Source organism: Marinomonas rhizomae (assembly GCF_024397855.1).
Lineage (GTDB): Bacteria > Pseudomonadota > Gammaproteobacteria > Pseudomonadales > Marinomonadaceae > Marinomonas > Marinomonas rhizomae_A.
In genome coordinates this window covers 2,072,250-2,084,823 of record NZ_CP073343.1, presented here as the reverse complement: position 1 = coordinate 2,084,823, position 12,574 = coordinate 2,072,250, and the positions used below count along the sequence as shown (strand labels likewise).

Sequence of the window (12,574 nt, the reverse complement as noted above, 5' to 3'; positions counted from 1 at the left end):
TAAAATTTAAACTGTTTGAACTATTTATGACGGTGTTTGGTCGTAAGCCAGTAAACAACACCAAGCACTAACCCTGACAACAAACCGATGGTATGAGCCGTATTGGCAATACTACCAAGCCCTACCATTTCAGGAAAAGGCGTATAGCCTATACCTAACCAAACCACAAAAAACGCCATCAACTGTTTGCTGATAATGATTGGCCAGCGCTTGCTTAAAATCGGCAAAAGCCAAGCAAAACCAATTAAACCGTATACCACGCCTGACAAGCCGCCAAATAAAGGATAACCACTTATTTCGTACTGCAAAACGTTACTTAATACCGCAATAATGGCAACCCCAACACTCCAAGCGATTGACCCTAAAATACGTTCTAGTTTGCTGCCGATCTCCCAAATCCATAGTGTATTGAAAACAATATGTAGCACGCTGAAATGCAGTAATGTAGGAGTGAAAATACGCCAATACTCACCTTTAGATAACACTTCAGATAAATCATAAAAATAAATATGACCGTTTCTAATATCGAATGGACTAATAGAAAAGTAACCGACTGTTTTGATGTCACCACCAAGTTGAGTAATCACCGCTACTAATAAGGTTAACAGTAATAAGATAGTTGTCATTGGCGAGAGTTTGAGCTGAGAAAGGATTCCACCTTTAGTGGCTGTTCTGGTCACCGCTGCAGCCTGGGCTTGCTGCAACAAAGCCGGATCACCCTTCCAAATAGTCATAAGCTGCTCAACGGTTGGCAACTGGCTTGGATCCAATACCCACAACTCATTATGGCCATCTTTGAACAGAATTTGATGTGCCACTTTATGATGCCACAAAGCTTCGGTTAACCCTTTAGGGTCTTCTGTTTCTTTGAACTGATAAACAAAATACATGCAGCCCCTAAAAGGATTTGTTTACAAAATAATAAAATTTAACCAGAACCCAATATATTAAGCGCGATAACTGGATTGCCAACCTAGCTTGTCACGACACACATTGTAAAAATCATGGTTTTTAGGGTGTATCAGTCGAATTCCACCCGTTTTTTTAGAGATGTGGATCTCATCCCCTGGTGCCGCGGTAATATTAAGCTGGCCGTCACAACTCACACTTGGATACGTTAGATTCGATTCGCATACAACAATGCGTATATTGGCATTGGCATCAATCACAATAGGTCTGTTACTTAACGTATGTGGGTGCATGGGCACTAGAACCAAAGCATCTAATTTTGGCAGCATAATTGGACCACCAGCAGACAGCGCATAAGCGGTTGATCCTGTGGGTGTGGCAACAATTAAACCATCAGATTTTTGATTCATGACAAATTGATCGTCTATGAATAAGTCAAAACGAATCATTCGAGCAGATTTGCCAGGGTGAAGAACCAAATCATTGAGCGCAATACCTTCGCCGCTAGGACGATTCTGACGCTTGATTTTCGCTTCAATCATAAAGCGCTTTTCTTCATGGTATTCGCCACGAAAAATAGGGTCTAATTCTTCTTGAAGATTGTGTGGCGAGATGTCGGTTAAAAACCCCAACGTACCTCGGTTGATACCTAATACAGGAATGTCGTAATTACAGATTGCTCTAGCAGCACCAAGGAAACTTCCGTCACCTCCCACTACCATGACCATGTCACAATGATCACCTAATTCTTTTAGCGCCGATGAAGCGACTTTCACACCAGGCATCATGGTCGCCAATTGGTCTTCAAGTACCGGAGCGATGTCTTTTTCTTGAAGATACTCCATCAGTTTCTTAACCGTATCAAGAATCTGAGGTTTATCTAATCGAGCAATAATACCAACACGTCTAAAAAGACTCATGTGTCATTCTCTTCCCGTCTATCGATGTCAACAAATCAACCCACTAAAGTATGTATAACGGTTTTTATTTTCATGTGGGTTTTACATAAGTTGGGCAACTTTAACATGAAGACGTCGACTATCGCCATCTCGTTAAGAGTACGCAAAGGGATTAATATCTTTTGAAAACCCTCGCCAACCTTGCAAACCACCAGTATGAATAAATAATGTACGACGATATGGCCATGAACCTTCTTTCATGGCACTCAAAACAGCAAACATGCTTTTACAGGTATAAATAGGATCAAGTGGATGATTGGGGTTTGCACGGGCAAATTCTGATATGAAGGACTTTAGAACTGGACTTTGTTTGGCATACCCACCTTCATGACAGTCTGAATGAAAGAATAACTTGGCATCAAGCCGCTCTTTAGTTATTGATTTTAGAGTCAATCCATCGGATAAATCTAAAATCAAACCTCGCTGAGCAGGCTCACCTTTTAATGCGCTAAACACATGCAAATCTGGCGTATTGGCATTTGCCAACAAGCCCGCAGCGGTTGTGCCTGTACCAGACGATACCACCCAAGCATCATAAGCATCATCGATGGCACTAATATTATCCGCCCAATCACGACAACCCATGGCGCCAAGCTCACCACCGCCACCTTCTGGAATCCAGTAAACATTACTGTAGAGCTGGTTTATTTTGCTGACGACTTGTGCATCCATTCCAAGACGATAATCCGATCTTGATGAAGGCCATAACTCAACACTAGCAGACACCAAATCTTTTAGAGTCGGAGTGAGTGTAGGCTGAAGCTCCCCCCTTACGACAGCAACCGCTCTAAACGGCAAATCTTTGAGCGTAGCGCCAAAAGCATGAAGATGATTCGAAAACGGCCCACCAAAAGTCGCAATGACAGAGGTGTTTTGTTCCTTGGCGGCTTTAAGGTGGTGTTGGAGCTTATGCCATTTATTTCCCGGCGCATTAGGATGCTCGATGTCACCACGGTAGATGTCTAACTCGTATTGAATATCTGAAGGCTGAGCACCAGACGAATAAAGAAAGGCTGGTGGAAGGACGATTGACTGAATGCAAGACACAAGCATACTCATTTGAAAAAATGTACATGCTTTTCATATTAACATGAGCTTTAAACCCGTTATCACTTACTTTTTCAACTAAATTGATTGGGGACAAAGTAAAATTAAATCTCGATCAGCCATTGTCACTATTTTTACGCCTTTACATTCACCCGTGCGGATAATTATCCGAGCCCTAGTTTGGCTTTTCTGTAAATACGTTCGCAGCCTTTGAAGGAGAGTATGCAGACGCATTTTTAATTTATATCCCTACTTTTTACAAAATCAATAAATGTTCGTAAGGGAGTTGGCACCAATCTTCGACCAGAATAATACAAATACGGCCCGCTAAAAGACAACCACCAATTGTCAAGAATAGGTTCAAGTTGCCCTGAGTCAAAATAAGGCTGTAGCCATTCTTCAAACAAATAAACAACACCCGTGCCAGCAACAGCTGCATCAACAGCAAGATCTAGAACGCTACCTATATTAACCACTAAAGGACCTGAAACTTTGATCTCTATAACTTCATTATCTTTCTCAAATCCCCAAGTGTTGGCTAACCCTGATCGAAACCGACCCGTTAAACAAGGATAATTCAATAGGTCACGAGGGTGAGCTGGTCGACCTAACCTATCTAATAATTTAGGCGCTGCGGCTAATGCATATCGTTGTTGACGTGGTCCTATAGGCACAGCAATCATATCCTGTTCTAGTCGCTCGTCATAACGAATACCAGCATCGAAACCTGCATCAATAATATTGATAGCATCGCTCTCCGCCGTCACTTCAAGTTCAATATCAGGATAGGCCTCCAAAAATTCAGGGACAATAGCTGGCAATATTAATTTTACGGCACTAACAGGTACGTTAAGACGAAGTTTACCCGAGGGTTTATCACGATATAGATTGACCATATCTAACGCTGAATCAAATTCATTCATAACAGGATTCATACGTTCTAACAAAACCAAACCGACTTCCGTAAGGACAACACTGCGAGTATTACGATGAAACAATCGTACTCCCAACTCCCTTTCTAAGCGTCGTATGGCATCACTTAAACGTGAAGCGCTTATATTTTCTACTCTTGCGGCCTCACGAAAACCACCAGCTCTAGCAACAGCAACAAATGCCGAAATGTCATTCATAGATGCCTTCATTGTTCTAAATCTCGCACAACACGTTCTGATTAAATAGGATTGTCGCACAAAGTGATGCAACTTAGAATAGACCACCTAACCAACATCTCACATAGGAAAATCATCATGGTTAACATTCAACAAGCTGGTACATTCAAGCTCGGTAATAAAACAATCAACCGAATGGGTTACGGTGCTATGCAGTTGGCTGGCTCCGGCGTTTTTGGTCTACCTAAAGATAAAAAAGAAGCCATTGCAGTCCTTCAAGCCGCAATAGAAAGTGGCATTAACCATATCGACACCTCCGATTTTTACGGCCCACACATAACGAACCAAATCATTCGTGAGGCATTACACCCTTATACTAAAGAACTAGCATTGGTGACTAAGGTTGGTACTCTTCGGAATGAGAAAGGCGATTGGTTGCCCGCTTTTTCAAAGCCTGAACTTATTCAAGCCGTACATGATAATCTAACCAACCTTGGCATAGAACAAATCGAGGTAGTCAATCTGCGAGCTATGTTTGATGCTCATGGCCCAGCCGAAGGCTCTATTGCAGAACCATTTTCCGTACTTGCCGAGTTACAAAAAGAAGGTCTGATAAATCACTTAGGTGTCAGTAATGTTACTGCAAATCAAATTGAAGAAGCACGCAGTATCGCACCAATTGTTTGCGTACAGAACCAGTACAATCTAGTGCACAGAAGAGACGATGCACTTATTGATCTGCTTGCAAAAGAAGGCATTGCCTATACACCTTTCTTTCCACTTGGCGGCTTCACACCACTACAATCATCCATTTTAGAAGAAGTTGCGATATCGCTAAACGCGACAGTAATGCAAGTCGCTTTGGCTTGGTTGCTTCAGCGTTCAGCTAATATTCTATTAATACCAGGAACATCTTCAACTAAACATCTACAACAAAACTTAGCCGCAGCAGAGTTGATTTTACCGAGTGAGGCCATTGCCAAATTAAATAACATTGCTGTTAATATCTAAAAAATCAGCGTTAAGCCTGTAGGTGAATTAAAACTACCCAACTATCTCTAGATGGGTAGTTTTATGATCAGGCTCAATGCTAAAAGGCAAAAAAAGACCTGCCCCCAATTATTCATTACAATTATTCGACACGTTTGGAGAAGCAGCCACATAATTTGAGCGGAAAACAGATTTATTATTAACCAGTATTTATTTTCGAGCTGATTTTTTCTGAAAATAATCGTAAGAAATGAACAAACAAACAGCCAGTTTCAGGAAAGTTATTCTGAAATCGGCTGGATTTAAAGCAGGAAGTGTATATGGACAGTGTGGACAGGACACCTATTAAATGCTCTCTGGACGATATCCCCGCATAGCCAGGGAATAATTCGGGTCAGAGTAAAATTAAATTTCTACAATCAGCCATCACCCCTATTTTTACGCCAACCGCACGGCGTGGCATGGAGACTCCTTTCTCACATACTTTAAGATAAAAAAGGATAGCATGAAGAGGGATTAGCTAGGGAGTCTATTTAGTTTTACTCTGTCCCCAATTACAGTGTAGGTATTTTAGCTAGATGAAAGCCCTCAAGTTGGTTTTGCTAATGCATAGAAGATATCTTTAGAGACGACGAAGAACCATAAAAATATCCCTTTAGAACTCAGTTGTTTGTTAAAATCTGCACACTCATCAATTGTGGAGATGAAACATGATTCCAAAGCTTTCTGAAGTCTCGCCCATTCAGGCCAAATACCTTTCTTTCATCGAACGCCTGAAAGCTTCAGGATTCTCAGGAGACACCAATCCTGATTATGCCAACCGTGTGGTTCTTTCAACTGATAACTCCATTTACCAAGTCTTACCTCAAGGGGTTATCTTTCCTAAAAACACCAAAGACATTCAGTTATTGGTGCAGTTATCCAACCAGGAAGAGTTTAATGATGTGGTGTTAAGCCCGCGGGGCGGCGGCACTGGTACTAATGGCCAGTCGTTAACCGATGGTTTGGTGATTGATTTATCCAAGTACATGAATCGAATTCTGGAAATCAACGCTGAGGAAGGTTGGGCTCGTGTCGAAGCTGGCGTAGTAAAAGATCAACTTAATAAAGCGATTAAACCTCACGGCTTATTCTTTGCACCAGAGTTATCGACCAGCAACCGAGCGACTATTGGCGGTATGATCAACACCGACGCCAGCGGACAAGGTTCGGTAATGTATGGGAAAACACGCGATCATGTTCTTGAATTGAAAACCGTGCTGTTAGACGGACATCTACTAGAATCAGCCCCCATTGATGATAAAACACTGGCCGACATACAAAGTGGTAGTGACTATTCCGCTCATGCGCACCGTATTGTCGATAGTATTCAAAAAAGCAAAGCTCAAGAGATCAAAGACACCTTCCCTGAACTTAACCGCTGTTTAACTGGCTACGACTTTGCTCATATTCGCACCGAAGACGGACAATTCAATATGAACTCGGTGCTTTGCGGATCAGAAGGCACCTTAGGTTTTATCGTCGAAGCCAAGGTAAATCTTTTGACTATTCCGACTTATGCGGCTCTGGTCAATATTCGCTATGACAGCTTTGAAGGCTCGCTTCGTCATGCACGTGAGCTGCTCGCCGCCAAGCCAACCTCTATCGAAACCGTCGACTCGAAAGTACTCGGTCTTGCAAAAGGCGATATCGTTTGGAATTCTGTTGCTGAATTTTTCCCAGAAAAAGTGGGAGAAAACATCCAAGGGATCAATCTCGTCGAATACACCGGCAATGATGAACAAGACGTTGCCAACAAAATAAAAGTGCTTACTGATAAACTCGACACCTTAGTCGAACATGGCGGAAGCAGTGCATTGGGCTACACCATTGCTATGGGTCACGACAATGTGAACAAGCTTTGGGCAATGCGTAAAAAGTCGGTTGGTCTGCTTGGGAACGCTAAGGGAGAAAGACGCCCTATTCCATTTGTTGAAGACACTGCCGTGCCGCCAGAAAACCTTGCTGACTTTATTATGGAGTTTCGTGCGGTTCTAGACAGCTACAAGGTGCAATACGGCATGTTCGGCCATGTGGATGCTGGCGTTCTGCATGTTCGCCCTGCGCTTGATCTTAAAGATGAATCACAAGAACCCATGATCCGTGAAATCACCGATAAGGTGGTTGCGCTCACGCAAAAATACAATGGCTTATTGTGGGGTGAACATGGCAAAGGCGTTCGCTCGGAATATTCACCCGCTTTCTTTGGCGAGCTCTATCCTAGTATCCAGCAAGTAAAAGCCGCGTTTGATCCAAGAAACCAATTAAACCCTGGTAAAATCGCTACACCATTTGAACTCGGTGTAGATTTATTAAAGATAGATGCCGTTCCATTACGTGGTCAATTTGACCGTCAAATTCCATTGCAGAACCGCGATCAGTTTCAAGAAGGCATGTACTGTAATGGCAACGGTGCCTGCTACAACTTCGATCCAAATGATGCCATGTGCCCTTCCTGGAAAGGCACCCGAGATCGTCGCCACTCGCCAAAAGGTCGCGCTTCTTTAATGCGTGAATGGCTTCGTGGCATGAGCCAACAAGGCGTGGATACCGTAAAAGCAAGCAAAGATACTAAACACAGCAATGTCTTTTTCAATTTCTTACCAAGACTAAAAAACACTCTAGCGAAACGTCGTGGTGAATATGACTTCTCCAACGAAGTACATGAATCTATGATGGGCTGTTTGGCGTGTAAATCTTGTGTTGGGCAATGCCCAATTAAAGTCGATGTACCAGAGTTTAGAGCGAAATTCTTAGAGCTTTACTATAGTCGTTACCTACGACCTGCTAAGGATTACCTTATTGGCTCGCTAGAATTTATGATGCCAACCATGGCGATATTCCCCCAGCCATACAATTGGCTTGTTGGTCGCCGTTGGTTTAATCACTTCAGCAGCAAGTATATAGGTTTGGCTGACAACCCTAAATTGAGCACGCTCAACCTAAAAAAAGAAATGTCACGCCGTGGCATTCGTTTAGCAACACCACTGGCCATAGAATCACTAAGCCCAAAAGACAGGTCTCGCGCCGTCATCGTGGTACAAGATGCTTTCACCAGTTACTTTGAAACCGAGCTGGTGTTGGACACGATGGAAACCCTAAGCCGTCTTGGCTTCCAAGCGTATCTAGCGCCCTACATGCCTAACGGAAAACCCTTACATGTGCATGGCTTCATGAAAGCCTTTAACCGCACCGCGCGTAAGAACTTAGATATGTTACAAAGCTTGGCTTTCTATGGATTGCCTTTTATCGGCATTGACCCTTCGATGACGCTGACTTATCGCTCGGAATACACCAAAGCCTTTAGCGATACTCGACAAATTCCTAACATTCAATTGATGCAAGAATGGCTAATGAAGAAAAGCGCACACCTTATTAAACAACCTTTAATGTGCGATAGCTCGACTTACCATTTAATGACTCACTGCACTGAAAAAACCAATGCCGCAGCATCTCTTCAAGACTGGCAAAAAGTCTACAGTATTTTAGGGCTTGAATTAAAAATCGAAAACGTCGGCTGCTGTGGCATGGCGGGGACCTATGGACATGAAGCCGCTAATAAAGAAACCTCGAAAACCATTTATGATTTGTCGTGGAAAGAAAAAGTAACTGATCCAGGGCTGCTCGGAAAACTAGTGGCAACTGGCTACTCTTGTCGTAGCCAAGCAAAGCGTTTTGATGATGTTGCTATCCCTCACCCAGTACAAGCTATCTTGAAACATCTTCGAGAAGCAAAAGTCGAGTAATTTAAAATACTAAAGATTTTTCCATAAGGCTCGGTCTCCGAGCCTTATCTATTTTTATCAAGGAACACTATGTTAATACATGACAGCGCCGATGAACTTGGTCCTATTCGCATATTTGATGATGGCCAATACCGCATCCTGTCTTTTGCCGATGGCGATGAGCAAAGTCGTATTCGCCTTTCTACGCCCCATATTTTGCAGCACGAATATACGCAAGCCATGATGCTGCCCTTATTGTTTTGTGAACCAAAACGAGTGTGCATTTTAGGGCTTGGCGGTGGCACCTTGCTTAATGCACTTCACCATACGGTACCAGCCATTCATATAACTGCTGTAGAACTACGACAAGAGGTGATGGACGCGGCGGAAATGTATTTCAAATTACCCAGAGGCAAACGTATCAGTTTAGAAGTCGCCAATGGCATTGATTACATGGAAGAAGGTTTACCTAAGAAAGTCGATTTACTAATGACAGACCTCTATAACACCGAAGGAATGGATCGCGCCGTCCTCCAGACAAGCTTCATTGAAAACTGCGCCAAAAACATTAAGGAAGATGGTTGGTTAGCTTTGAATTGCTGGATTGATCAAAAGAATAACCATGAACTAACTGCCATCATTAAACAGCACTTTAACGATGTTAGAGCCTTAGATACGGGAAGTGGTAACTGGGTGATCATCGCGGGCAAAAGAATGAACAGCAGTAACGCCAAAGAGCTAAAAGCCGCCGCGCAAAAGCTCAGCGATAAAATGGGCTTTCAGTTAGGAAAATGGCTGTCTAGGTTATCAGATATTTAGTTAAACCTACTTTACGAAAACAAAAGCGCCGCTTATTTTTTAACAATAAGCGGCGTTTTTTGTTTAAAAAAGATCAAATTGCCTTACTAGCTTCCTAGCACACTGTCCACTAAGGCTTTCGCCTCACTTTCAAGCTCAGCAAGATGCGCTTCTGATATAAAGCTTTCTAAGTAGATTTTATAAACGTTTTCCGTGCCGGAGGGCCGAGCGGCAAACCAGCCATTTTCTGTCGAGACTTTTAGGCCACCAATGGCAGCATTATTACCTGGCGCATGAGTTAGCACTGATATAATCGCTTCTCCGGCTAATTCGGTTTGTGCGACATCTTTGCTATCCAAAGCGCCCAACAAGGCTTTTTGTGCAGATGTCGCGGCAACATCAATACGCTTGTAATAAGGCTTACCATATTTAGCCACTTGCGCGTCATAGTGACTCTGTGGATCTTTACCTGTCACAGCTAAAATCTCGGCCGCTAGCAGTGCCATGATAAAACCGTCTTTATCTGTCGACCAAACGCTTGCATCTTTGCGAAGGAAAGAGGCGCCTGCGCTCTCTTCTCCACCAAATGCCATTGTGCCTTCGTACAAACCTTCTACGTACCACTTAAAACCAACTGGCACTTCACAAAGTTGTCGGCCTAATCCAGTCACCACGCGGTCTATCATGCCACTAGAAACAAGGGTTTTACCAAATTGAATATCTTGTGGCCACTGAGTTCTATGTTGAGATAGATACTCAATTGCCACTGCTAAATACGCATTTGGGTTCATCAATCCAAAGCCCGCACAAACAATGCCGTGTCGGTCATAATCTGGATCATTGCCTACCGCGATATCAAAATCGTCTTTGAGTTTTAATAATCCCTTCATGGAATAAGGTGAAGAACAGTCCATACGAATACGTCCATCTTTATCACGCGGCACAAAGCGGAAAGTAGGATCAACTTCTTCATTAACGACGGTAATATCTAAACCGTATTTTTTTGCAATAGGTTCCCAATAATGAATGCCTGAGCCACCCATTGGGTCCACGCCAATACGAATTTTTTTATCCGCGATAGCCTTCATATCAATGACATTTTCAAGGTCATTAACGTAATGATTAATGAAATCAAACGGTTCGATTAAACCACTGGCTTCCACTTCATCTGGAGATAAACGTTTTACACCTTCAAGGTTAGCTTCAAGTAACGCATTCGCTCTTTTAGCTACCCAGTCGGTAATGTCTTTGTCTGCTGGACCGCCTTTACTTGAATTGTATTTAATGCCGCCGTCTTCTGGTGGGTTGTGGGAAGGCGTAATAACAATACCATCACTAACATCAGCCTCTGCTTTATTGTGGGTTAACACTGCATGAGAAATAACGGGGGTTGGTGTATAACCACCATTTAACTGGGTGCGAACCCGAACACCATTAGCAGTGAGCACGCTCACTGCTGTTTGAAAAGCCGCTTCAGACAAAGCATGCGTATCCTTCCCCAAATACAATGGGCCGGACACATTTTGAGATAAACGGTATTCCGCAATAGCCTGAGCAATGGCTAAAATATGATCTTCATTAAAACTGCTTAATAAAGCACTGCCACGGTGACCTGATGTACCAAAGCTAACACGCTCATCTGGATGTGTTGTAACACGAGGCTTTTTTAAGTAATAAGCTGACATCAGCTCTGGTAGGTTTACAAGAATATCATGAGAAGCAAGCTGCCCTGCTTGAGGATGAATTGCCATATTTTAAATGCCCTATTAAGTCATTGAAACCAATATGATTAGTCTCCCTTATAATCAGATCTGTTTCAATGACTTAACTGAGCAACTTATTCAAGCATGATAAAAGAATAAGCAATTAACGTTTACGAAGGATCAAACTGCCTATCGAGTAACCAGCGCCAAAGGAACAAATCACACCAATATCGCCTACGGCCAAATCTTCATGGTATTTGGCAAAAGCAATCATAGAACCAGCAGAGGCTGTATTGGCGTATTCATCAAGAACAACAGGCGCTTCTTCAAGCGTGGCGTCACGTCCCAACAAGCGCTTACTGATTAACAAATTCATATTGATATTAGCTTGATGTAACCACCAACGTTTTAACTCCGATACCTGAATGCCTTGGCTCTTCAAGTGATTCTCAATATGCTCAGCAGCCATAGGACAAACTTCTTTGAAAACTTTGCGGCCATTTTGATGGAAAAGCATATCCGCAGAGTAAGGATCTTCATCTGTTACACGAGTCGTATAGCCAAAGTTCGAACGAATATTGTTTGAATATGACGTAATGCACTTAGTACTTAGAACATCGAACGAATGAGCTGACTGACATGTCTCGCTGCTTTCAACAACTATGGCCGTTGCGACATCACCAAATATAAAGTGAGAATCTCGATCCATGTAATTTACTTGGGGAGACGTTAATTCTGGGTTGATCACCAAAACGCCTTTAGATGAGCCTGCTTTTACGGCATCAACAGCTCTCTGCAAGCCAAAAGTCGCCGCAGAACAAGCAACTAGCATATCGAAACCAAAGCCTTCGATGCCTAATGCGCCCTGAACTTCAATGGCAATTGCAGGATAAGAGCGCTGAGTATAAGCACAGGAAACTATCACCATATCGATATCACTGACTTTTTTATTGGCTGCTTTTAACGCTTTTTTAGCCGCGGCAATGGCCATTTCTGCTTGATGTGAAATTTGCTCATCAGTTCGAACTTCCAGCACAGGGCGCATACGGTTAATGTCTAACGCGCCTTCTTTTGAATAGATATAACGACTTTTAATACCTGATGCTTTTTCAATGAAAGCAGCGCTAGAAAGAGGTTTAGCTTCTATCTCACCTTTATCAATGGCACCTGCGTTTTTTGTGTTGAATTGCTCGGCCCAAGCGTTGTAGCTTTCTACGAGCTCTTCATTGCTGATGCTGTGTGCTGGAGTCCATAGACCAACTCCGCTAATGACAACTGAAGCATTCATGGGATTA

At 42.8% G+C, this 12,574-nt stretch carries 9 protein-coding genes; 3 read left to right on the top strand and 6 right to left on the bottom strand.

Going from position 1 to position 12,574, the window contains the following annotated elements:
- Positions 1–20 precede the first annotated feature (20 nt).
- From KDW99_RS09880 to KDW99_RS09865, 4 genes are all read right to left on the bottom strand, one after another.
- Positions 21–890 (bottom strand): rhomboid family intramembrane serine protease, encoded by an 870-nt coding sequence (locus KDW99_RS09880; RefSeq protein WP_255829135.1) that lies wholly within the window; start codon positions 888–890, stop codon positions 21–23.
- A gap of 57 nt (positions 891–947) precedes the next feature.
- Positions 948–1,829: an NAD(+) kinase gene (locus KDW99_RS09875; RefSeq protein WP_114412005.1), complete on the bottom strand. Its 882-nt coding sequence runs from the start codon at positions 1,827–1,829 to the stop codon at positions 948–950.
- Positions 1,830–1,961: 132 nt separating this feature from the next.
- On the bottom strand, positions 1,962–2,921 hold the full coding sequence (locus KDW99_RS09870; protein WP_370646900.1) for a 1-aminocyclopropane-1-carboxylate deaminase/D-cysteine desulfhydrase: 960 nt from the start codon (positions 2,919–2,921) through the stop codon (positions 1,962–1,964).
- Between the two features lie 230 nt (positions 2,922–3,151).
- Entirely contained in the window at positions 3,152–4,045 is an 894-nt protein-coding gene (locus KDW99_RS09865) for a LysR family transcriptional regulator (protein WP_205114672.1), read from the bottom strand.
- A gap of 117 nt (positions 4,046–4,162) precedes the next feature.
- Here KDW99_RS09865 and KDW99_RS09860 point away from each other — a divergent pair, with 117 nt between their 5' ends.
- The 3 genes from KDW99_RS09860 (at position 4,163) to KDW99_RS09850 (ending at position 9,597) form a co-directional block, all read left to right on the top strand.
- Positions 4,163–5,035, top strand: a complete 873-nt coding sequence (locus KDW99_RS09860; protein WP_255829133.1) for an aldo/keto reductase family oxidoreductase — start codon at positions 4,163–4,165, stop codon at positions 5,033–5,035.
- 689 nt (positions 5,036–5,724) lie between these two features.
- Positions 5,725–8,799 carry a D-2-hydroxyglutarate dehydrogenase YdiJ gene (ydiJ, locus tag KDW99_RS09855; RefSeq protein ID WP_255829132.1) on the top strand — a complete coding sequence of 1,025 codons (3,075 nt, stop codon included), beginning with the start codon at positions 5,725–5,727 and terminating at the stop codon, positions 8,797–8,799.
- 69 nt (positions 8,800–8,868) lie between these two features.
- Positions 8,869–9,597 carry a spermidine synthase gene (locus KDW99_RS09850; protein ID WP_255829131.1) on the top strand — a complete coding sequence of 243 codons (729 nt, stop codon included), beginning with the start codon at positions 8,869–8,871 and terminating at the stop codon, positions 9,595–9,597.
- Positions 9,598–9,683: 86 nt separating this feature from the next.
- Here the strand turns inward: KDW99_RS09850 and pgm are convergent, their stop codons facing one another.
- Entirely contained in the window at positions 9,684–11,327 is a 1,644-nt protein-coding gene (pgm, locus tag KDW99_RS09845) for a phosphoglucomutase (alpha-D-glucose-1,6-bisphosphate-dependent) (RefSeq protein ID WP_255829130.1), read from the bottom strand.
- Between the two features lie 115 nt (positions 11,328–11,442).
- Positions 11,443–12,567 (bottom strand): beta-ketoacyl-ACP synthase III, encoded by a 1,125-nt coding sequence (locus tag KDW99_RS09840; protein ID WP_255829129.1) that lies wholly within the window; start codon positions 12,565–12,567, stop codon positions 11,443–11,445.
- Positions 12,568–12,574 lie beyond the last annotated feature (7 nt).